The following is a 23083-nucleotide window of genomic DNA, read 5'->3' on the forward strand; positions in this document are numbered from 1 at the left end:
CCTCAGCGAGTCGGTAGCGGGACAATCGGTGCAGGAAGCGTGAGCAAGCGGGGGCGGCACACCCGGAGGCACCGTGGAGGGACGCGTACCGGAGGACTTGGTGGTCGTCGTCGACGCCGACGGGGCGATCATGGTGTGGAGCGACGGCGCTCGCCGTCTGCTCGGCTACGAACCCGCCGAACTCCTGGGCAAGCCCGTGACCGACTTGCTCGCCGCCGCGCTCCCGGAGTCCACGCGGCGGCACACGGCCGACGGTCGGCGCTGGGCCGGTGAGGTCGCGCTGCGGCACCGGAACGGCAACCGCGTCGTGGTCCGGCTGCAGGGGACGCCGCTGACGGACGCCGGAGGCGGGCGGCTCTGGCTGGTGACCGGCACCGTGCCGGTGTACCCGGCGGCCCCGCCCGAGCAGGGGACCCTGCCGCTGTGGGATCTCACCCTCGCCCAGCTCCCCGTGCCGGTGGCGGTCTACGACCGCGATGCCCGGCTGGTGGCCGCCAACGAGATCATGACCAAGGTCATGGGCAGGTCCGAGGAGGACATGAAGGGCCTGACCGTGTGGGAGATCGAGCCGAACCCGCCCTTCGACGAGTACGACCGCCTCCAGCGCGAGGTCCTGCGCACCGGCGAGATGATCTTTCACGAGGAGCACGCGAAGGCCCCGGGCCAGACCGGGCCGCACGCCTGGTCCATGTTCCTGTCGCCGCTGAAGGACGACACCGGCGCGGTCCACGGCATGTCGGCGACCGTGTTCGACACGACGGAGCAGTACTGGGCCCGCCGTCGGCTGGCGGTGCTCAACGAGGCCAGTCTGCGCATCGGCAGCACCCTGGACGTGACCCGGACGGCCGAGGAGATGGCCGAGGTGGCCGTGACCGGCGGGTTCGCGGACTTCGTCACGGTGGACCTTCTGGAGTCCGTCGCCCTCGGGGACGAGCCGGGGCCGCTGCCGCCGGACACTGCGGTCACCGTGCGGCGCACCGCGCAGCTGTCGGTGCTCCAGGGCTGCCCGGAGTCGGTGGTCGCCTCGGGCGAGACGACCCGCTACCCGGTGGGGACGCTGCCGCTGCGGACCCTGAGCGCCGGCCGGGGCGTCCGGCACCGGCCCGGGGACCCGGAGCTGCAGGAGTGGCTCAGGACCTCCCCCGCCCGCGTCGAGGTTATGTCGCGGTACCTGATCCACTCGGTGATGATGGTGCCGCTGCGCGCCCGGGGTGTGACGCTGGGCATGGTGCACTTCCTCCGGCACCGGACGCCGGAATGGTTCAGCGAGGACGACCTGCTGCTGGCGGAGGAGATCGTCGCCCGGGCGGCGGTGAGCGTGGACAACGCCCGCCGGTACACCCGCGAACGCCGCACGGCGCTGGCGCTCCAGCGCAGCCTGCTCCCCGAGCGGCCGCCGGAGCTGGCGGCGATGGACGTCGCCTACCGCTATCTGCCGACCGGGGCCGGCGCGGACATCGGCGGCGACTGGTTCGACGTGATCCCGCTGTCCGGCGCCCGCGTGGCCCTGGTGGTGGGCGACGTGGTGGGCCACGGGATCCAGGCGTCGGCCACGATGGGCCGGCTGCGGACGGCCGTACGGACGCTCGCGGACGTCGATCTCGCCCCCGACGAGCTGCTCACCCAGCTGGACGACCTCGTCATCCGGCTGGACCGGGAGGAGGGCCCGGAGGTGCGCGGCGCGCAGGAGGCGTCGGGGCAGGTCGGCGCCACCTGCCTGTACGCGGTGTACGACCCGGTGTCCCGGCGCTGCACCATGGCGCGCGCCGGGCATCCGGCGCCCGCGCTGGTCACCCCCGGGGGCGGCGTACGGTTCCTGGATCTGCCGGCCGGGCCGCCGCTGGGTCTGGGCGGCCTGCCGTTCGAGTCCTCCGAGGTGCAACTGGAGGAGAACAGCCTGCTCGCCCTCTACACCGACGGCCTGATCGAGGCGCCCGACCACGACATCGAGGTCGGGATCGGCCTGCTGCACCGCGCGCTGAGCACCCCCGGGGGGACACTCGACGAGACCTGCGACCGGGTGCTGCGCACGGTGCTGACCGGCCGGCCCGAGGACGACATCGTGCTGATGCTGGCACGGACGGCCGTGCTCGACGCCGCGAAGGTCCGCACCTGGCAGCTGCCGCCGGAACCCGCGGCCGTGGCCCGGGCCCGCAAGATGGCGGGCGCGCAGCTGGCCGAGTGGGGCCTGACGGAGGCGGAGTTCGCCACCGAACTGATCGTCAGCGAGCTGGTCACCAACGCGCTGCGGTACGGCGGTGCCCCCATCGAGCTGCGGCTGATCCGCGACTCGACCCTCATCTGCGAGGTGTCCGACGGCAGCAACACCGCGCCGCACCTGCGCCGGGCCCGGGTCTTCGACGAGGGCGGACGGGGCCTGCTGCTCGTCGCCCAGCTCGCCGAGCGGTGGGGCAGCCGCCAGACGGCCACGGGCAAGACCATCTGGGCGGAGCAGCCCCTGCCCGCCGGAATGTGAGCCGGGGCTACCGCGTGTCGACGATGCCGCCGGTCACGGCGATGACCTCGCCGACGGTGTAACTGGAGTCGGCGTCGGAGGCGAGGCAGACGTACGTCGGTGCCATCTCCTCGGGCTGGCCGCGCGTTCCAGCAGGACCTCGCTGCCGATGTGGGCGAGCCCGTCCGGCGGCATGTGCGGATCGGCCTCGTCGAGGGGCGTCCACGTCGGGCCCGGCGCGACCACGTTGGCGCGCACGCCCCGCTTGGCCAGGTGCACGGCGACGGACTTGGTCAGGGTGGTCTGCGCGGCCTTGGACGCCGCGTAGTCGATCATCGTGGTGCTGCCCTTGAGGGCCTCCTCGGTGGCGGTGGCGATGACCGCGTCGCCAGGCTTCAGATGGGGCAGGGCCGCCATGAGCAGGTGGAAGTACGCGTAGACGTTCGTCTTGAACGTCAGGTCGAAGTCCTCCGCGGTCAGCTGCTCCAGTTCCAGTCTGTTTTTGAGGTGGGCGCCGTTGCGCACGAGGATGTTCAGCCCGCCGGGTTCCGCCGCCGTCCGTTCGACCGCCGCACGGCAGAACTCCGGGTCGGTGAGGTCGCCGGGCAGCAGCAGACAGCGCCTGCCCTGCTCCTCCAGCGCGCACGCGCTCCGCGTCCACCTGCTCCTCGGGCAGATGGACGGCGACGTCGGCGTCCTCGCGTGCGTACAGCAGCGCCACGGCCCGTCCGATGCCGGAGTCGTCGCCGGTGATCAGCGCGGTCTTCCCCTCCAGCTTCCCGCTCGCCCGGTGACGGCTCGCCCGGTGGCGCGGCTCGGTACGCATCTCGGCCTCCAGGCCGGGCCGCTGCTGCTTGTCGGAGTCGTAGGGCGGGTCCGGCTCGGAGACGACCTGGGGTGCGGACTTTTCCTGCTCGGGCTGCACAACTTTGCCGGTGTCGTCCACGGCGCGGCCGGCTTCACCGGCCGCGCCGTCCTTGCCCGGCCCGCGTTCCCAGGACGGCGGCTGTCATGTCCCCGGCCGCCCGGAACGGGCGCGATGCCCGGACCGGAATGTCGGCGTGCACGACGGGTACTCCCAGGATCTTGCAAGCCGGCCTTCGGGCCGTACGCCGTCGGAAGGAGAGCCGTGTCTGACGAGACGGTGAAGAACGTCTTCGTGATCGGACTCGACGAGGCCAATCTGCCCACGCTTCAGCAGGTCCCCGGAGCCGACCGGCTGCGTTTTCACCAGCTGCTGACGATCGAGGAGCTTCAGGTCGGGGAAGTGCACCTGCCCACGCTGCTCGACAAGGCACAGGGCGTGCTCGACGCGTTCGACGGCAGCATCGACGCGATCGTGGGCTACTGGGACTTCCCGGTCAGCACCCTCGTCCCGATGCTGGGCGAGCGCTACGGCACCCGCAGCACCAGCCTGGAGTCGGTGGTCAAGTGCGAGCACAAGTACTGGAGCCGGCTGGAGCAGCAGAAGGTCACCGACCGGCATCCGCGGTTCGGCCAGGTCGACCTGTCGGCCGAGCCGCCGCGCCCGCCGGAGGACGTGACCTTCCCGATGTGGCTCAAGCCCGCCCTGTCGTACTCCTCGGAACTCGCCTTCGGAGTCGGTGACGAGGAGGAGTTCCACAAGGCCGTCGCCGAGATCCGCGACGGCATATCCCGCATCGGCCGGCCCTTCGAGCACATCCTCGAACGCATCGACCTGCCGCCGGAGATGAACGGTGTGGGCGGCCGGGTCTGCCTGGCGGAGGAGTCGATGTCCGGCGTCCAGGTGGCCGTCGAGGGCTATGTCCACCAGGGCGAGGTGACGGTCTACGGGGTCCTGGACTCCATCCAGTACCCGGACTCCTCCTGCTTCCTGCGCCACCAGTACCCCTCGATGCTGCCGCCCCCGGTCATCGCGCAGCTGCACGACGTCAGCGAGCGCGTGATGCGGCAGATCGGGATGGACTCGGCCACCTTCAGCATCGAGTACTTCTACGACCCCCGGTCCCAGGAGATCAACCTGCTGGAGATCAACCCGCGGCACTCCCAGTCGCACGCGGAGCTGTTCCATTACGTCGACGGCGTGCCCAACCACCACTGCATGGTCCGTCTCGCCCTCGGCGAGGACCCGCACATGCCGCACCGCGAGGGCGAGTACGCGATGGCGGCGAAGTGGTACCACCGCTGGTTCACCGACGGCGTGGTGCGCCGGGTGCCGGGCCCCGAGGAGATCGCCCGCATCGAGCGGGAGACCCCGGGCGTGCGCATCGAGGTGATTCCCGCGGAGGGCGACAGGCTCTCGGACCTCCCCGGTCAGGACAGCTACAGCTACGAGCTGGCGCACATCTACACCGGCGGCGCGGACGAGGCGGAGCTGCGGGCGAAGTTCGACCACTGCGTGGCCGCCCTGGGCCTGGCCTTCGAGGACGCCCCGGCCGAGGCCGACGCAGCCGAGAAGTGAGGAGCACGTGGGTTCCATGCGTTACGTGACCAACCTGCCGTACGAGACCAAGGAGGAGGAGCACGTCACGATCCCGATGTCCGACGGGATCCGGCTCTCCGCGCACATCTGGCGCCCCACCTCCTCGGACCAGGAGCCGGTGCCGGCGGTGCTGGAGTACATCCCGTACCGCAAGCGCGACCTGACGGCCGTACGGGACTCGGTCCACCACCCCTACCTCGCCGGGCACGGCTACGCGTGTGTCCGCGTCGACCTGCGCGGCACCGGCGACTCCGAGGGCGTGCTGCGCGACGAGTACCTGGAGCGGGAGCAGGCGGACGCCGAGGAGATCCTGGCCTGGCTGGCGGAGCAGCACTGGTGCGACGGCGGCACGGGCATGATGGGCATCTCCTGGGGCGCGTTCGCGGCACTGCAGGTGGCGGCCCGCCGGCCGCCGAGCCTGAAGGCCATCGCCATCGCCTCGTTCACCGACGACCGGCACGCCGACGACATGCACTACATGGGCGGCGCCCTGCTGTCGGACAACCTGGCCGAGGCGGGCACCATGTTCGCCTACGGCACCTGCCCGCCCGACCCGTCCGTGGTCGGCGACCGCTGGCGCGGGATGTGGCACGAGCGGCTGGAGAACACCGAGCCCTGGGTGCTGGAGTGGCTGCGTCACCAGCGGCGCGACGACTACTGGCGGCACGCCTCGGTGTGCGAGGACTACACGAGCGTGCGCTGCCCGGTCCTGGCCTCCAGCGGCTGGGCGGACGGCTACTCCAACGCCGTGACCCGGCTTCTGGGCAACCTGGACGTGCCCCGCAAGGGGCTGATCGGGCCCTGGTCGCACAAGTTCCCGCACCTCGGGGAGCCCGGCCCGGCGATCGGCTACCTCCAGGAGCTGGTGCGGTGGTGGGACCACTGGCTCAAGGGCGTCGACAACGGCGTCATGGACGGCCCCATGCTGCTGGCGTGGATGCAGGACAGCGTGCCGCCCTCCACGTCCTACGAGGAGCGGCCGGGCCGCTGGGTCGGCGAGCCGGACTGGCCATCGCCGCACATCCGGCCCGAGACGCGTCCGCTCACGCGGCACACGATCGGACCCGCGCAGGACGCCACGGCCGAGCCCGGTGAGGGAGGCGCGGCCATGACCGTGCGATCGCCGCTGTCCGTCGGCCAGTTCGCGGGCAAGTGGGCCTCCTACAACGCGCCCCCGGACCTGCCCTACGACCAGCGGGAGGAGGACGGCGGCTCGCTCGTCTTCGACAGCGAACCGCTGACCGAGCCGCTGGAGATCCTCGGCTCGCCGAGCGTGGAGCTCGACCTGACGGTCAGCGAGCCGGTCGCCCTGGTGGCGGCGCGGCTGTCCGACGTGAGCCCCGACGGGGCCGCTACCCGCGTCTCGTACGGCATCCTGAACCTGACCCGCCGTGACAGCACCGAATCGCCCGAGCCGTTGGAGCCGGGCCGGCGCTACCGGGCCACCATCCCGCTGAACGGTGTGGCGCAGGCGTTCCCGCCGGGCCACCGCATCCGGCTGTCCCTGTCGACGTCCTACTGGCCGCTGGCCTGGCCGGCGCCCAAGCCGGCCCTGCTCGGCGTCCACGAGCACTCCAGCACGCTCACCTTGCCGGTGCGGCCGGTGGACGAGCCGGACGAGGTGACGTCGTCGCCCTTCGGCGAACCCGAGGGCACTCCCCCGCTCGCCATGACCCAGGTGACGCCCCCGGAGGAGCGCTGGGACGTCAAGCGGGACCTGATCGACTACCGCTCCGAGCTGGACATCGTGAAGGACCGTGGCACGGTCCGCTTCGAGGACATCGGCCTGGAGGCCGGCCGCCGCGCCCACGAGCGCTACACGGCGGTCGCCGACGACTTCACCTCGGTCGGCGGCGAGACCACGTGGACCATGCGGTTCCGCCGGGACGACTGGGACGTACGGGTGGTCACCAGCACCCGGCTCACGTGCGACGAGACGGACTTCTTCGTCGACGCGACCCTCGACGCGTACGAGGCCGACCGCCGGGTCTTCTCCCGCACCTGGAACGAGACGGTTCCCCGCGATCTGCTGTAGGCCAGGTCGTTGGCGGTGAGGGTCGGGGCAGGCCCCCGGCGGGGCGGGAGCGGGCAGGTGCCGCTCCCGCCTGTGGCCCCCGCCCGCGCGCGGGCGGATACTGGACGACTCGCGATACGGACCGGTTCCCGGCCTCGCCGTCACCGCCTGGAGGAACACATGACCGTGCGTACAGGACGTGTCGAACTGACCCCCGCCGCCGAGGAACTGCTGCGGCGGCTGACCGCGGCGCACGGGCCGGTGATGTTCCACCAGTCCGGCGGCTGCTGCGACGGCAGCGCCCCGATGTGCTACCCGCGCGGCGAGTTCCGGGTCGGCGCCTCGGACGTCCTGCTGGGGCACGTGGCCGGGGACACCCCGTTCTGGATGAGCGCGGACCAGTTCGTGTACTGGTCGCACACGCATCTCACCGTGGACGTGGTCCCCGGCCGCGGCAGCGGCTTCTCGCTGGAGGCGCCGGAGGGCGTCCGCTTCCTGATCCGCTCCCGCCTCCTCACCGACGAGGAACTGCGCCGCCTCGACTCGGAACCGCCTCTGCCGAACGGGGCGGCCAAGAGCGCCTAGGGTGGGCCCATGTACACGTCCCGGGTCTCCGGCCATGTCGACGCCCCCCGTGCCGCCGTGTACCGGGCGCTGGTGAGCGCCGAGGCGATCGCGCGCTGGCGGGTGCCGGACGGGATGACCGGCGAGGTGCACGAGTTCGACGCCCGCGAGGGTGGCGGGTTTCGTGTCTCGCTCACCTACGAAGCGCCGGACGCCTCGGGGAAGTCGGCGGCGCACACCGACACCTACCACGGCCACTTCGCGCGGCTGGTGCCGGACGAGCAGGTGGTCGAGGTGCTGGAGTTCGAGGCCGTCGACCCCGCGCTGCGCGGCGCCATGACGCTGACGACCACGCTGACCGACGCGGAGGGCGGCGGCACCGACGTCGTCATGGTCCACGAGGGCATCCCCGACGCCGTGCCCGCCGCCGACAACGAGACGGGCACGCGCATGGCCCTGGCCAATCTGGCCCGCCTCGTCGAGGCCGACGGTTCTTCCTGAACGACGGGGGCTTCTAGGGGCCGGCGCACACCGACGGCAGCGCCCGGCCCAGTCCCTCCAGGTGCGGGGCGTCGAGCCGGTGGGTGTACGCGGACCAGCCGGCGGCCGTGGCCAGACGCGGACCGCACGACGGCAGGGCCCGGGTCCGTTCCGTGTCCCGCAGCGCGGCCAGCAGCGCGGTGGTGATGCGGTCCAGGGCCGGGCGGACCTCCTTGGCCAGGTCGGGGCGCTCGGTGGGGCGCTCCCCCGGGTGGGCGTCCCAACGGGCGAACAGAGCGCGCTGCACCAGCTTGTTCGCCTCGATCTGGTCCCGGAACACCGCGGCCACGGCGTCCGGTTCGAGCCCGAGGGCGGATGCCCGGGCCCGGACGTCGTCCAGGATCTGCGCCTCGCGCACCGGGTCGTCGATCGGTGTGTCCGTGCCGTACTTGGCGGCGGCGACCTTGTCGGCCAGCAGCAGCCGCTGGGCGAGCAGGTCGGTCACCGAGGTGAGGCCGTGGCGGGTGGCCGTCCGGTCGGCGGAGGCAGGGGCGGGGCGCTGGGTGCCGGCGGTGGCCGGGCCGGCCGGGCCGAGTGCCAGAGCGGTCGCCGTCGCCACGGCGCCGAGGACGGTGAGAGCGCAACGGAGACGTCGAGGGCGCACCGGGTTGACCTTCCGTGGGGGGCGAGGCAAGCCCCAACCTACCGATCACCCCGCTGCGCGACGGGTCCGGCTCCGTCAAGTGGCGCGGCACAGCGGGTCGTCGGCGGGGACTGCCGTGATGGCCGTGGTGCCTCAGCGGACCCACCGCCCACATCTGGACGCCCTCACATGGCCTCGCCTAGGGTGCAGCGGCAAGCGCTTTCTAGCCTGCCCATGCCAACCCCCTGTGCGCGCAGCCCCGCCGACGGCCCGTACGAGGAACCGCCGCGGAGCCGACGCGCGGAAAGGCAGTGCCCAGTGCCGCAGAGACAGTCGTTCCCGTCCGTGACCCGCAAGTCCTTCTTACGGGGGATGGCAGCCGCAGGCGCCGCTCCCCTGCTTCCCGTCACCGCCGCCGAGGCCGCCCCCTCGGTCCGCCGCCCCGACTTCCCCCTGCTCCGGGACGGCACCGCCGTGGACGTGTTCGTGGACGCGGCGGACGACCCCGCCGTCATCCGCGCGGCCGGTGACCTCCAGGCCGACGTGGAGCGCGTCGGCGGCGTGCGGCCACGGCTCCTGCACACCGTGCCACCGCGCGCCGAACTCCTCGTCGTGGTGGGGACGATCGGCGCGAGCCCGGTGATCGACCGCCTCATCGCACAGCGGCGCCTGGACGTCTCCCGGGTGAAGGGCCGCTGGGAGGCGTCCGTCACCCAGGTCGTGGACAGCCCGCTGCCCGGTGTGGGGCGCGCCCTGGTCATCGCCGGAAGCGACCGCCGCGGCACGGTCTACGGCGTGTACGACACCTCTGAACGCATCGGCGTATCGCCCTGGTACTGGTGGGCCGACGTCCCCGTGGTCCGCCGCGACACGGTGACGGTCCCGGCGGGCCCCTTCGTCCGCCGGGAGCCCGCCGTCCGCTACCGGGGCGTCTTCATCAACGACGAGCAGAACCTCACCACCTGGTCCCGCCGCACCCAGGAGCCGGACAAGAACATCGGCCCGAAGACCTACGAGCGGGTCTTCGAGCTGCTGCTCCGCCTCAAGGCCAACTACCTCTGGCCCGCGATGCACCCCTACTCCGACTTCTTCAACAAGCACCGTGAGAACCCCGAACTGGCCGAGCGCTACGGCATCGTGGTCGGCTCCAGCCACCCCGAGGCCATGCTGCGCAACGGCGTGCACGAGTGGCAGCCGTGGGCCGAGGAGCACCGCAACCCCGACGGCACCCTGCCGGTCTACGACTACACGGTGAACCCGGCCGTCATCTCCGACTACTGGCGGGCCCGGGCCCGCCAGAACGCCGGCTACGAGAGCAGCTGGACGATCGGCATGCGCGGTCTGCACGACTCCGCGCTGGAGACGAAGCACGCCACCACCGTCCCGGAGAAGGTCGCGGTGATGAACGACATCATCGCCGACCAGCGCCGCATCCTGGCCGAGGAGGTGGGCCCGGCGGCCGAGCCGCAGATCTTCATCCCGTACAAGGAGGTCCTGGAGCTGTACAACGCGGGCGTCGAGGTCCCTGACGACGTCACGCTGATCTGGCCGGACGACAACCACGGCAACATGCGCCAGCTCCCGGACGAGTCCGAGCGCCGCCGCCCCGGCGGCAACGGCATCTACTACCACCTCTCCTACTGGGGGCGCCCGCGGAGCTACCTGTGGCTGGACACCACCCAGCTGGGCAAGGTGTGGCAGGAGCTGCGCCGGGTCCACGAGCACCAAGCGGACCGCATGTGGATCTTCAACGTGGGGGACATCAAGTCGATCGAGACGGGGCTGTCCTTCTGCCTGGACATGGCCTGGGACGTGGACCGCTGGGGCCCCGGCGATGTCGAGGACTTCCTCGTGGAGTGGGCCGGGCGCCAGTTCGGCCGGAGGTACGGCTCGGAGATCGCCGCGATCCGCACCGAGTACTACCGCCTGGCGGCGCAGCGGCGCCCGGAGTTCATCGACAAGGCGGTCTTCTCGACGGTGCACCACGGCGACGAGGCGGGCGGGCGCATGACGGACTACGAGCAGTTGCTGGACCGTGTGCGACGGCTGGGCGCGAAACTGCCCGAGGGCTACCGGGACGCCTACTTCCAGCTGGTCGAATACCCCGTCCACGGCGCGTACCTGATGAACCTGAAGTACTACTGGGCGGACCGCAACGCGCTCGCCGTCCGGCAGGGCCGCGGCGCCGGCACGAACCGTTTCGCGGACCTCGCCGAGGCGGCACACGCCGAGGAGCAGGCGATCACCCGTCGCTACAACACCCAGATCGCGGGCGGAAAGTGGGACGGGATCGTCAACCCCTACCCCTCCGAGATCCCGAAGGCGCCGGGCCGCCCGGCCGTGACCAGGATCCCCCGGCAGGAGACGTCGGGCCTGGAAGTGGCCGCCGAGGGCAACGAGACGGGCGCCGGCCGCCCGCTGTCGTTCTCCTCCTACACCCGGGACCGCCGTTTCGTGGACGTGTTCAACACCGGTTTCCTGCCGCTGGAGTGGCGGGCCGAGCCGAGCGCCCCGTGGATCCGGCTGAGCACGACGGGAGGAGAACTCACCGACCAGGTACGGGTGTGGGCCGAGATCGACTGGCCGCGCGTGCCGCAGGGCACGCACCGTCCGACGCTGACCTTCACCGGTGCGGGCCGGAGCCTCGAGGTGCCGCTGCTCGTGGTCGACGACGGGGAGCGGGCCCGGCGGCGGGCCCGCGGCTTCGTCGAGGCCCACGGCCATGTGTCGATCGACGCCGCGCACTTCGACCGCGAGGTGCCGCGCGGCGGGGCGCGCTGGCGGACCGTGCGCGGGCTGGGCCGCCGTACGGCCGCAGTCGAGGCGGTCCCGACGACGGCCCCGTCGATCACCGAGGACCTCACCGTCCGGTCTCCGGAGCTGCGGTACCGCATCCGCTTGACCACGGCCGGCACGTTCCCGGTGACGGTGTTCCGGCTGCCCTCCCTCGACGAACGCGGCAAACGGCGCGTCGCGGTCGCCCTCGACGACCAGCCCCCGACGGTCCTGTCGGGTCAGGCGATCGCCACCGGCAACCGGGGCGACGCCTGGGCCCGCAACGTGGAGGAGGGCGTCGAGAAGCTGACGGCCCGGGTGACCGTCGCGGAGCCCGGTGAGCATGTGCTGAGGGTGTTCATGGTGGATCCGGGGATGGCGGTGGACCAGATCGTGATCGACACGGGTGGTCTGCCCGCGAGCCATCTCGCGCCTCCGGAGAGCTACCACCGCGTCTTCAACCCCGACCCCGCCCTCGCACCGGGCGTGGCGGCACAGGACCGATAAGCCGGTCGTCGGCAGTCGTCTGGCCGGCCTCGGACCGCAATTTCATGTCCATGCCAGACGCCTGCCCGATGCCGCGTTCTTCAGGAGCACTGACGGGAACACGGTCTTCTGCGTGCACGGTAAAACAATAGAAAACTGACCCCATGCAGCAACCGTGATTCGCCGAACACCCCTCCGTGCATCCGTGCGCCCCTACGGAGAAAGGATTCGGCGAGCCGCAGGCAGATTCCACTGGGCAGGACATGAGGCGAGCGTCAATTCGGTGCGACCGCATCAGAATTCCGTGTGCCAACTGAGGCAGGTGGTTTCGATGATCGGCTCCGTTTCCGGGCCAGCCCGGGATTGGACAGTGGGCACTGCTCCAGGCATATTCCCATTCATCGGCCACGGTATCGACTTGGCCCGTCGACCGCTGGCCTTTCTGAATTCTCTGCCCGAACACGGGGATCTGGTCGAGATACGCCTGGGTCCGCAGCGTGCCTGGATGGCGTGTCACCCGGACCTGGTCCACCAGGTGCTCATGGACCCGCGCACCTTCGACAAGGGCGGCCCGCTCTACGACAGGTTACGGACGCTGCTGGGGGACGGCGTCGGCACCTGCCGCCATCAGGATCACCGGCGCCAGCGCAGGCTGCTCCAGCCCGAGTTCCGCAAGGCCCGCGTCGCCGACCACGTGCGCCTGGTGGGCGAGGAAGTGGAGTCGGTGTGCCACGCGTGGCGGGCCAGGCAAGCGGTCGACATCAGCGCGACCATGCTGGACCTGTCCACACGCGTGGTCAGCCGCGTCCTCTTCTCCGACTCGCTCGGCACCGCGACGGCCGCCGAGATGCGCAGGTGCCTGGCCACCGTGGTCCGCGGCATGTTCGTCCGGACCGTGATGCCGGTCGACGCCCTGTTCCGTGTTCCCACGTCGGCGAACCGGCGCTACCGGCATGCTTCCGACCGCCTGCGCGCGATCGTCGACGCGGCCATCGCCAGGCGTCGGCGAAACTCTCCCCACGACAATCGCGACGACCTGCTCGGGACCCTGCTGGCGGCCACGCGGGCCGACGGCGGCGGAACGCCGATCACCGACCGGGAAGTCCACGGCCAGGTGATGACTCTCATGTTCGCCGGCGCCGAGAGCACCGCGCTGTGCCTCTCCTCCGCCCTGGAGCTCCTGGGGCGGCATCCCGAGGAGGAACGCCGCCTGCACTCCGAAGTCGACGCCGTGCTCGCGTCAGGGCAGCCGCCCGGCTCCGACGAACTGCCACGCCTCGTCCGCACCCGCTGCATCCTCACCGAGACCCTTCGCCACCGCCCGCCCGGCTGGCTCTTCACCCGCGTCACCACTCAGGAGACGGAACTCGCCGGATACCGTCTGCCGAAGGGCGCCACCGTCATGTTCAGCCCCTACCTCCTGCACCACGACCCCACCCTGTTCCCCGATCCCGATCGCTTCCTCCCCGACCGCTGGCTGCCCGGCCAGGCCGTCGCGGTTCCGCCCGGGGCGATGATTCCGTTCGGTGCGGGCAGCCGGAAATGCATCGGAGAGACACTCGCCCTGACGGAGGCCACGGTGGCCGTCGCGTTCATCGCCCGCCACTGGCGGCTGCGTCATCTGCCCGGCCACACCGAACGCCTGCACCCCGCGGCGTCGTTGGGGCCGAGGGGACTGGTGATGGTCAGCGAACCGCGAGCGGGGCGGCCGGTGGGCACACCGCCTCGGGCGGACTCCCGCGTTCCCGGGACAACAGCCGTACCCGTCGTCCACGACTCCCGAACGGCAGGTGGCAACGATGTCCGCGACGCATGAGGAAGTCACGCTCGCCGCGCAGGACGGAATACAGGTCGTCGATCTGAGGGAAATGATCGACGCGAACCTCTACATGCCCTTCCCCTTCCAGCGCAGTCCCCACGCGTCCGCAGCGGCGGCGGGCGTCGAGGAATGGCTGAGCACGTGGGGGCTGACCGACAACCCGGCGGTGGCGGCCATGATCTCCTGTACACGCCCCGCCGAACTCGCGGCCTGCAACAGTCCGACCATGGACCCCGGGCTCCTCCAGATCGTGGCCAACCAGATCGCCTACCAGTTCATCTACGACGACCGCGCGGAGGACGTCGGCCGGCACACGCCGGGCCGGCTGCTGCCCATGCTGTGCGAGAGCATCGCCATCCTGCGGGACGACCAACCACCCACCACCCCGCTCGGGGCGGCCCTGGCCGACCTCCATCGACAGGTACGCGAGCGGTGCACACCCGCTCAGGCCGCACGGTGGGCCTGGAACAGCCGTGAGTACGTCCACGGCCTGCTGTACGAAGCGGTGGCCCAGAACCATCCCGCCCCGGTGGGAAGCGGGCTGTGCCGGTCCGTACGCTCCCTCATCGCGGGCGTCGAGCCGTTCTACCCGCTGTGCGAGGCCGCGCAGCCGTGCGAACTGACCCCGGAGGAGATCCATCACCCTGTCATGCGGCGCCTGAGCCGGCTGTCGGCCGACGCGGCGGTGTGGATACCCGACCTCTTCTCCGCGGTGAAGGAACAGCGGGCGGGCGGCCTGATCAACCTCGCCCTCGCCTACCAGCGGACACACCGGTGCTCTTTGCCGACGGCCGTCGCACTCGCCACACGGCACATCAACAGCACGATCCGCGAGTTCGAGCGGCTCTACGGTGAGTTCAGGCCGGAGTTGACCCCGTCCGGAGCCGGCTATGTGGAGGGCATGGCCGGCTGGATCCGCGGTTGCTACTTCTGGTCCCGCACCGTGCCCCGGTACGCGGACGCGTTGGCGGCACCGCCCGTGCTCTGATCCGCTGCCCGACCGGTCGTTTCCACCACAGGGGTCCCGAGAGGGGCGGAAACGCAGCAGACTACCCGAAAGGCTGAGGCTCGAACCGCTCCTGCGGGAAATTCACCCGCTCCGCCTACCTCCACTTCCGACCCGGCCAAGGGGCGTGCACCAAGGCGTACGCTCGCCCCGTCCGGCGGGGAGCAACAACAGGAAGCGGTAGACCACATGGCCCATGGGCTGCGGCAATCGATCAACGAACACCGGCCACTACTCGAACGTGACGAGGAACTCCGAGCCGGCGAGCACGCGTTGGCGCGGCTCCGCGACACGGTCGACGGCGTGCCCCAGGTACCGCGCGGCGGGTTCCTCGCTTTCACCGGTGAGGCCGGGCTGGGCAAGACGACACTCATCGCGGCGGTCCGGGCCCGCGCCGCCGCCCTCGGGTTCACCGTGTTCTCCGGCAAGGGCGGCGAGAACGAGCAGGGGATGGCGTTCCGTGTCGTCCGCCAGGCCATGCAGCCCATCCTGGCCAGGATGAGCGAGACGGAGCGCCGGGCCTTCCTGAGCAGCTGGTACGACATCGTCGGCGCCGCGCTCGGTCTCGAGGCGACGGACCCCGCCCGGGTCCCGGACCCTACCGGAGTACGCGACGGCCTCGACTGGGTCATGACGCGCCTCACGATGTTGAACTCGCCTGTCGTGCTGCTCCTGGACGACCTGCACTGGGCCGATGCCGAATCCCTCGACTGGCTCGCCTCCTTCGCGCCCCGGGTCGCGAACCTCCCGCTGCTGATCGTCGTCGGCTACCGGCCCGACGAACTTCCGTCCGACGCGACCTCTTTCCGCATGCTCGTCGAGCGCCACGAGCAGCGCCCGCACGTGCTGTCTCCGCTCGGCGAGGCCGGTGTGGCGCGGATCATCAGGGACGAAGTGGGTGAGGAAGCCGAGGACGAGTTCTGCGGCGCGTGCTGGACGGTCACCAACGGAAGCCCCTTCGAGGTCGTCGAACTGGCCATCCGGCTCCGTGAACGGAAGGTGAGGGGCACCCGGGAGGAGTTGCCCGTGATGCGGGACCTCGCCGCCGCGGTCAAGGGCCCCGGCCTGATCGAGCGCCTCAAACGCCTCGGCCCGGGCACCGTCCGCTTCGCGTGGGCCGGCGCCGTCCTGGGTGGGCCCTTCTCACCGGAGGACGCCGCCGACCTCGCGGTGGTCGGCAGAGAGGAGGCCTTCGAGGCGGCCGAGAAGCTGCGCGTCCGCCGCATCCTCGCGGACGCCGACGAGCCCGCGGGCAACCTGGAGTTCGTCCACCCGCAGATCGCCACGACGATCTACCGCGACATCCCACCGGCCCTGCGCGTCGGCATGCACAACGCGGCCGCCCATGCCGCCCAGGCGGTCGGGGCCGACCCCACTGTCGCCGCCCGGCACCTGCTGGAGGTTCCCTGCGACGGCCGGCCCGAGGCGGTCGCGTGCCTGCGCGCCGCCGCGCGTGAGTACCTGCGCGCCGGAGCCCCGGAGGCCGCCCGACGCGTGCTGACCCGGGCGCTGCGGGAACCGCCCCCTGCCGAGGACCGCGCCGCCCTTCTCCACGAGCTGGCCTGCTCCACTTTCCTGATCGAGCCCACGGCCACGGTCAGCCATCTCCGGGAGGCGCTGACGGAAGCGGGAATCGATCCCGACCTGCGCGCCGCCATCGTCTACCGGCTGACCCAGGCGCTGGCCCACACCGACCGGATGACCGAGGCCGCGACCGTGGCCGCCGACGAGGCACGGCGCGCCACCAACGCGCGCGTCAAACTGCGCATGCAGGCCGATCACTTCGTATGGAGCGCGTTCCGCGCCGACGAGCCCGACTCGTCCGCCCGCTCGCGGCGGCTGGCGCGGCTGGCCGACAAGCTTCCCGGCCGCAGTCTGGAGGAGCGCTACATCCTCGGACTGCGGGCGTGGGACGCCCTCGTGCGCGGCGAGCCGCGGCAGACCGCCCTCGGGTATGCCGAGGAGGCCCTGCGCGGCGGGATGAGCTGGACCGACGAGAACCGCGGCTTCGAGGTGCCCGCGGCGGTCGCCCTGCTGTTCATGTACTGCGACCAGCCGCGGCGGGCCGAAGAGCTCTTCGCCGAAGGCATGGCCGAGTGCGAGCACATGGGGTGGCGCGGCTCCCATCTGGCGCAGGGCCAGACGCTCCTGGGCTATATCCGCTACCGCCGCGGTTTCCTGCCCGAAGCGGAAGAGCTCGTCCGGGCGGGGCTGCACACCGCCGAGCGCGTCGAAGGAGCGGTGCCCGCCCAGTGGTTCGCCATCGGCATTCTCATCCAGACCCTGCTGGCCCGGGGGCGGACCGGTGACGCGCGCCGGCTCGCCGACAGCTACCACTACGGCGACGTGGTCCCCAACGCCGTCATCTTCCCCGATCCCCGCACGGTGTACGCCGACCTGCTCCTGGCGGAGGGGCGACTCGCCCAGGCGGCGCGGCTGTTGTCCAAGGTCGGGGACTGGCTGGAGGGGCGCGACTGGCGCAACCCCGCGTGGTGCCCCTGGCAGCTGGGACTGGCCTCGGCCCTTGCCCGCACCGCCCCTGACGAGGCGGCCCGCCATGCCCAGGACGCCGTCAAGCGCGCCCGGGACTTCGGCGCGGCGTCCGCGATCGGCCAGGCGCTGCACGTCCAGGCGGAGGTGACGGGCGGGCAGGCCGCACTCGATCTGCACACGCAGGCCGTGGACCACCTGGAGCGGTCGCCCGCCGCGTACGAACTGGCCCGTGCCCTGGTGGGCCACGGCGCCGCTCTGGCCCGCAACGGTCATCTGCACGACGCCGCCGACCGGCTCTACCAGGGCCTGGAAGGTGCGGTGCACTGTGGCGCCGAGGGCCTGGCCGCCCGCGCCAGGCGGGAGCTCTCCGCGGCGGGACTGCGTCCGCTGCCCCTGCGTTACGCGCAGACGGACATGCTGACGGCCCAGGAGCGCAGGGCCGCCGAGATGACGGCCCTGGGCCACCCGGTATCGGTGGTGGCGAAGGACCTGCGGCTCACCGAGCAGGGCGTACGGCAACTGCTGTCCGCCGTGTACCGAAAACTCGGCACGGACGCATCCGGCCTCCCCGACGCCCTGTCGAACCATCCCCGACGGTGACGGCCGGGAGCCCGGCCACCCACCCAGGCTGGCAGCCATGGGGGTTCGCGGCGTCACCCGGCCGTGCGGCGATCGGAGCACGCAGCGGCCCTCCCCCTTCCATACCGTCCGCTGTCTTGACGCTGAACCGTTTCACTGCTTCCCTCGAAAGGCTGCCGATGGGAGCGCTCCCACCCCACCCCACGTGAAGGGAACCCCGTGCAGACCATCCCCCACACCTTCCCGAGACGTTTCCTGCCGACCTTGCTGGCGGCCGCGCTCATGGCCTGTCTGCTGTCCTGGGCCGACGGCTCGCCCGCGCAGGCCGCCCTCGGCGGTACCGCCACGGCGAAGGCGGCCGCCCCCGGGCAGCCCGGTGACCCGAACATCAAGTTCGTCGGCCGCTGGGACACCACCAGCTCCGCCACCGCCTACACCCCGTACTGGGCGGGCGCGTACTACCGGGCCGGCTTCACCGGCCGCACGGTCAAGCTGAAGCAGCGGGGCACGATCGACCTGTGGGCGCGGATCGACAACGGCCCCGTGAGGTTCTACGACGACGTCAAGGGGACGGTGAACCTGACCCCGACGGCCCTGTCCCCCGGCAACCACACCCTCCAGGTCAACTACCAGGTGGTGGCCGGGTCGTACCGGGGGGACGCCGTCTTCCAGGGACTGGTCCTGGACAGCGGCGCGACGACGTTCGCCCCACCGGCCCCGGCGAAACTGGTCGAGTTCGTCGGCGACTCCATCACCGTGGGCACGACGAGCTCGCAGAACGCCCGTACCGCGTACGGCTGGCTGATCGGGGAGCGGCTGGGCGTCGAGCACACGCAGATCGCCCAGGGCGGGGCGTGCCTGGTGGCCGCGGCGGACGGATGCGTGGGGCTGGAGCGGCAGTTCACCAAGCTCAACCCGAACGCGGCGACGCCCGACTGGAACTTCTCGCGCTACCGGGCCGACGCGGTCGTCATCAACCTCGGCACCAACGACGTCGGGCACGGGGTGAGTACGGCACAGTTCCAGTCGGCGTACAGCAGTCTGCTGCGCAAGGTGCGGGCCGCGTATCCGCAGGCGTGGATCTTCGCGCTGGAGACGTTCCGCGGGCGGTTCGTCCCCCAGACCGAGGCCGCGGTGAGGGCCGCCGTCGCCGGGGGTGACGCGCGGGTGTCCTTCGTCGACACCACCGGCTGGCTGGGGTCGGGCGATCTGTCGGACTCGGTGCATCCCAACGACCGGGGGCACCGGGCCATAGCCGACCGGCTGGCACCGGTGATCGCGGCGAGGATCGGGGCGTAGCGGCTCCAGGGGCGGGCCTCACTTCGGGCCGGGGCCCGCTCCGCCCTTGAGGCGTTCGAGGTCCGAGGGCCGGACCTGGATGACGAGCAGGGCGATCAGGGCGGCTACGGCGGTGAAGATCGCCGCCATGATGAAGGCGGCCGAGACACCGGCGGTGAGGATCTCGTCGGACCAGGGTTTGGGCAGTTGCCCGGTGCGTTCGAACCGGATGCGCTCGGCTGGGGTCGCCTGCTGGAGGAAGTCCGGGATCTGCTTGTCCGCCTCGTTGGTGCTGGCCGTGCCGTACATCGTCACCAGGATGGACAGTCCGAGGGAGCCGCCGACCTGCTGGGTGGCGTTGAGGAGTCCGGAGGCCGCGCCGGTCTCCGGCGTGGGCACGTTGGACAGCGCCATGAGGGTCAGTGACACGAACTCCATGCCCATGCCCAGGCTGAAGACGAGCATCGGTCCGAGGACACTGCCCGCGTAGGTGGAGTGGACGTCGGTGAGGGTCAGCCAGGCCAGGCCCGCCGCCGCCAGGATCGCGCCCACCACCATGAACGGCTTGGGCCCGTAGACGGGCAGGAACCGCGAGGCCAGACCGGCGCCTACGGCGATGACCGCGCTGACCGGCAGGAAGGCGAGGCCGGCCGCGAGCGGGCTGAACCCGAGCACGTTCTGCACGAAGAGTGTGAGGAAGAAGAACATGCCGAAGATGGCTGCGGCCAGGCACAGCATGATGCCGTAGGTGCCCGCGCGGTTGCGGTCGGCGAACATGTGCAGCGGCGTGATGGGCTGTTTCGAACGCCGCTCGATCGCGACGAAGACCGCCAGGATCACGACCGCTCCGGCGAACGAGGCGAGCGTGAGCGGGTCCCGCCAGCCCTCCTGCGCGGCTCTGATGAAGCCGTAGACGAGCAGCACCATGCCCACGGTGGAAGTGAGCGCGCCGGTGACGTCGAAGCGCCCGGGGTGGCGTTCGGACTCCCTGATGTAACGCGGTGTGGCGAGCACGATGAGCAGGCCGATGGGCACGTTGACGAACAGCACCCACCGCCAGTTCAGCCACTCCACCAGCATGCCGCCGGCGAGCAGGCCGATCGCGCCGCCCCCGGCCGAGACCGCGGCGAAGACGCCGAAGGCGCGGTTGCGTTCCGGTCCCTCGCGGAAGGTGGTGCTGATCAGGGCGAGCGCGGTCGGGGAGGCGATGGCGCCGCCGACGCCCTGCAGGGCACGGGCGCCGAGGAGTTGGCCGGCGTTCTGGGCGAATCCGCCGAGCAGGGAGGCGAGCACGAAGAGCAGCACGCCGAAGACGAAGACGCGCCGCCTGCCGAGAATGTCTCCGGCCCGGCCGCCGAGCAGCAGCAGGCCGCCGAAGGTGAGGGTGTAGGCGTTCACCACCCAGGACAGGCTCGTGGTGGAGAACTCCAGTGAGTTCTGGATGTGCGGCAGCGCGATGTTCACGATGGTGATGTCGAGGACCACCATCAACTGGCACGAGGCGATGACCAGCAGCGCCATCGCGTTGCCGCCACCACCGGGTTCCCTGGTGGTGGTCGCCTGTGGTGAGGCCGGCTGCGGGCTGCTGCCTGCGGTGTCCACCGTTCGACGGTACGCCCGGCTCCCAGGCCTCACCACTCGATCAGTCGTGCCGTGGCCCGACCTGAAAAACCCGCGGAGTGCGGCGATAATCCGTTCAAGGTGGCCCTGCGGGCCACGTACGGCGGAGAGGGAGCGACCGTGATCCGCGTTCTTCTCGTCGAGCACACCCGTCTCGTGCGGGGAGCGTTCGCCGCTCTGCTGTCGCGGGAGGACGACATCGAGGTCGTCGCGGAGGCCGACGGCGACGGCGACGTGGTCGCGCGCGCCGTGGCGTGCCGGCCGGACGTGGCGGTGATCGGCGTGGACTCCCGGGAGGGCGAGGAGGTCGCCGTCCGGGGTGAGCTGCAAGCACGGCTCCCGGAGTGCCGGATGCTGCTGATGATGGCCTCGACGACGCCCGAACGGCTGCGTCGCCTGCTCGATCTGCACGCCGCCGGGGTCATCAGCACCAACGCCCCGCCGGACCGGCTGGTCCACGGCGTCCGCAAGCTGGTGCGGGGGCAGCGGTTCGTCGACCCCGAGTTCGCGCTGGCCGCGCTGGACGCGGGAGCCAACCCGCTGACCCCGCGCGAGGTGGAGGTGCTGCGGCTGACGGCCGACGGTACGCCCACGCGGGAGATCGCCGAGCGGCTGTGCCTGTCCGCCGCCACGGTCCGCAACCATCTGTCGGCGATCACCCGGAAGACAGGCGGCCGCAGCCGGATCGACGCGGTCCGGATCGCCACGGAGTCGGGCTGGGTGTGAGCCCCGCGCCCCCGTTCACGCCCTGCTTCCGCCCCGTCCCGCCCCCGTCCCGCGCCCTGACGGCGGAACGGCCGGGCAGGTCATCGAGGTGTACCTGCCCGGCCCCCGCGGGCCCTCGCGCCCTGTCCCGGGATCTGTCACGAGCATCGCAGAGCGGGCGCCCCTTGGACCAGCACCTTTCGTCACGTGTGCGGCGTGAAAGCGTCATCCCGGGGCCGTGACGAACGCCGGTGCGGGATAGGCGTTCGACTCGGTCCTTCCAGGTCAGCGACCGCCACGGATGAGGCCCGTCAGATAGCGCCACAGCGAGGAACGCTGCCGCGCGGCCTGGTCCGGGAGCACCTCCTCGGCCACACCCGGGGCGGGGACGTCCGCCCAGGGCCGAGGGGGCGGCACGGAGGCGAGTTCGTACCGTACGGGCAGGGAACGCAGGCCTCGCATGAACGGCGAGGAGCGCCACGGCAGTTGGTCGGCGGGCAGGGCCAGGTCGAGGTAGTCGAACCGCTCGAACAGGCGCCCCACACCGGCCGCCGCGACGGTCGAGGCGAGCTCCCGCGCCGGGCACTGGCGCGGTCCGGCTCCCCAGGACAGGTGGGCCCGGGTGCTGATGGTGGTGCCCGACGCGACGTGGTCGGCGAAGAGCGGGTCGGCGTGCGCGGCGCCCGGGGAGACCCACACGGGATCACCCGCCCGGATGGTGTAGTTGCCGAGCTGGGTGTCCCGGGCGGCGAAGCGCGGGACGAAGTTGACCAGGGGCGGCTTGCGCATGACCACCCGGTTCATGCTCTCCCTGACCATGCCGGCGGACAGGCTGGCGCGCACGCTGCCCTCGCCCGAGAGGACCTCCACGACGGTGTTGGAGATGAGGATGCCGACGTGGTCGGAGGTCATGCCCAGCAGCATGAACAGCTCGCGGGCGAGCTGGTCGAGCGACAGGTCCGGGTGGGCGGCCAGCAGGTACGAGGGGAAGTCGTCGCCCGGCTTCTCCAGTTTCAGCGCGGCCAGTTCGGCCAGCGTCGCCAGCAGGCGTTCCAGTGCGGCCTCGGCGTCCGGGCCGGCGTCGAGCACGCGCCACATGTCCATGAGCGCGTCGTCGCCCTGCGAGCCGGGGAAGCCCAGCAGATGGCTGGCCACCATCAGCGGCAGCGGGCGGGAGAACTGCGCGGACAGGTCCGCAACGCCGGTCGCGCCGCCCTGCCCGACGAGGGTGATCAGTTCGTCGGCGTAGGCGGTGACGGCGGCCTTCAGACGCTTGGCCTGCGGGTGGCGGGGGTCCTGGAAGGGCTTCAGGGCGACGTCCCACGCGGTGCGCAGCGGCCGGTAGCCGGGGCCGCCCTGGATCAGGATGTGGTTGACCTCCAGGGAGGGCCCCAGCGGCCAGTCGGACGGCACCCTGCCCTCGGTGCGGGCCCGCCAGTTCTCCAGGCCCTTGGGCCAGCCTTCGTCGTCCTGGAGCACCTGGAGCGACTCCCGGTAGCCGAGGACCAGCCAGGCCGGCACCCCCAGCAGATCGACCGGCGCGACCGGGCCGTGCTGCTGGCGCAGCCGCTCGTACACGAGCGCGGGCCGCACCTCGTAGTCCCTGGTCAGCAGCGGTTCGGGAGCGAGTGTCTCCAGGCTCGTGCCGTCCAGGTCCACGGATCCGCCGTCACCCCGCTGGGATTCCATCGTCTTGCCACCC

Annotated in this window: 15 protein-coding genes; 11 read left to right on the forward strand and 4 right to left on the reverse strand. The window is 71.6% G+C overall.

All coding sequences use genetic code 11. The features are described 5' to 3' along the window. Nucleotides 1-73 precede the first annotated feature (73 nt). Complete coding sequence (locus A4E84_RS05550; RefSeq protein WP_062925468.1) at nt 74-2476, forward strand: SpoIIE family protein phosphatase; 2403 nt, start codon at nt 74-76, stop codon at nt 2474-2476. A 33-nt stretch (nt 2477-2509) separates the two neighbouring features. Here A4E84_RS05550 and A4E84_RS44345 read toward each other — a convergent pair whose 3' ends face one another. Then, nucleotides 2510-3133 carry an SDR family oxidoreductase gene (locus tag A4E84_RS44345; RefSeq protein ID WP_335340851.1) on the reverse strand — a complete coding sequence of 208 codons (624 nt, stop codon included), beginning with the start codon at nt 3131-3133 and terminating at the stop codon, nt 2510-2512. A 451-nt stretch (nt 3134-3584) separates the two neighbouring features. Between A4E84_RS44345 and A4E84_RS05560 the strand changes: the two genes are divergently transcribed. From A4E84_RS05560 to A4E84_RS05575, 4 genes are all read left to right on the forward strand, one after another. Beyond that, a complete protein-coding gene (locus A4E84_RS05560; RefSeq protein ID WP_062925469.1) occupies nt 3585-4898 on the forward strand; it encodes an ATP-grasp domain-containing protein in 1314 nt (437 codons plus the stop codon). Nucleotides 4899-4914: 16 nt separating this feature from the next. Further along, nucleotides 4915-6954, forward strand: a complete 2040-nt coding sequence (locus A4E84_RS05565; protein ID WP_062925470.1) for a CocE/NonD family hydrolase — start codon at nt 4915-4917, stop codon at nt 6952-6954. Nucleotides 6955-7113: 159 nt separating this feature from the next. Beyond that, on the forward strand, nt 7114-7518 hold the full coding sequence (locus tag A4E84_RS05570; RefSeq protein WP_062925471.1) for a DUF779 domain-containing protein: 405 nt from the start codon (nt 7114-7116) through the stop codon (nt 7516-7518). 9 nt (nt 7519-7527) lie between these two features. Next, on the forward strand, nt 7528-7998 hold the full coding sequence (locus A4E84_RS05575) for an SRPBCC family protein (protein WP_062925472.1): 471 nt from the start codon (nt 7528-7530) through the stop codon (nt 7996-7998). A 13-nt stretch (nt 7999-8011) separates the two neighbouring features. Here the strand turns inward: A4E84_RS05575 and A4E84_RS05580 are convergent, their stop codons facing one another. After that, nucleotides 8012-8641, reverse strand: a complete 630-nt coding sequence (locus tag A4E84_RS05580) for a chorismate mutase (protein WP_062925473.1) — start codon at nt 8639-8641, stop codon at nt 8012-8014. 351 nt (nt 8642-8992) lie between these two features. On the opposite strand from A4E84_RS05580, the gene A4E84_RS05585 reads away from it, so the two are divergent. From A4E84_RS05585 to A4E84_RS05605, 5 genes are all read left to right on the forward strand, one after another. Next, nucleotides 8993-11902: a glycosyl hydrolase 115 family protein gene (locus A4E84_RS05585; RefSeq protein WP_079128877.1), complete on the forward strand. Its 2910-nt coding sequence runs from the start codon at nt 8993-8995 to the stop codon at nt 11900-11902. 310 nt (nt 11903-12212) lie between these two features. Then, complete coding sequence (locus A4E84_RS05590) at nt 12213-13697, forward strand: cytochrome P450 (protein ID WP_079128878.1); 1485 nt, start codon at nt 12213-12215, stop codon at nt 13695-13697. Then, nucleotides 13681-14688 (forward strand): (-)-alpha-amorphene synthase, encoded by a 1008-nt coding sequence (locus tag A4E84_RS05595; protein WP_062925476.1) that lies wholly within the window; start codon nt 13681-13683, stop codon nt 14686-14688. The genes A4E84_RS05590 and A4E84_RS05595 overlap by 17 nt, the downstream gene beginning before the upstream one ends. Nucleotides 14689-14895: 207 nt before the next feature. Next, on the forward strand, nt 14896-17799 hold the full coding sequence (locus A4E84_RS05600; protein WP_062925477.1) for an ATP-binding protein: 2904 nt from the start codon (nt 14896-14898) through the stop codon (nt 17797-17799). A 198-nt stretch (nt 17800-17997) separates the two neighbouring features. Continuing rightward, nucleotides 17998-19077, forward strand: a complete 1080-nt coding sequence (locus A4E84_RS05605) for an SGNH/GDSL hydrolase family protein (RefSeq protein ID WP_237304852.1) — start codon at nt 17998-18000, stop codon at nt 19075-19077. Nucleotides 19078-19095: 18 nt separating this feature from the next. Here A4E84_RS05605 and A4E84_RS05610 read toward each other — a convergent pair whose 3' ends face one another. Beyond that, the gene (locus A4E84_RS05610; protein WP_062925478.1) at nt 19096-20577 is read right to left on the reverse strand and encodes an MFS transporter; all 1482 of its coding nucleotides are present in this window, start codon (nt 20575-20577) and stop codon (nt 19096-19098) included. A 219-nt stretch (nt 20578-20796) separates the two neighbouring features. Between A4E84_RS05610 and A4E84_RS05615 the strand changes: the two genes are divergently transcribed. Continuing rightward, entirely contained in the window at nt 20797-21402 is a 606-nt protein-coding gene (locus tag A4E84_RS05615; RefSeq protein ID WP_063827555.1) for a response regulator transcription factor, read from the forward strand. Between the two features lie 264 nt (nt 21403-21666). Here the strand turns inward: A4E84_RS05615 and A4E84_RS05620 are convergent, their stop codons facing one another. Beyond that, a complete protein-coding gene (locus A4E84_RS05620; RefSeq protein WP_062931328.1) occupies nt 21667-23070 on the reverse strand; it encodes a cytochrome P450 in 1404 nt (467 codons plus the stop codon). Nucleotides 23071-23083: the final 13 nt, after the last annotated feature.

The sequence above is a fragment of the Streptomyces qaidamensis genome, assembly GCF_001611795.1.
GTDB classification, from domain to species: Bacteria; Actinomycetota; Actinomycetes; order Streptomycetales; family Streptomycetaceae; genus Streptomyces; species Streptomyces qaidamensis.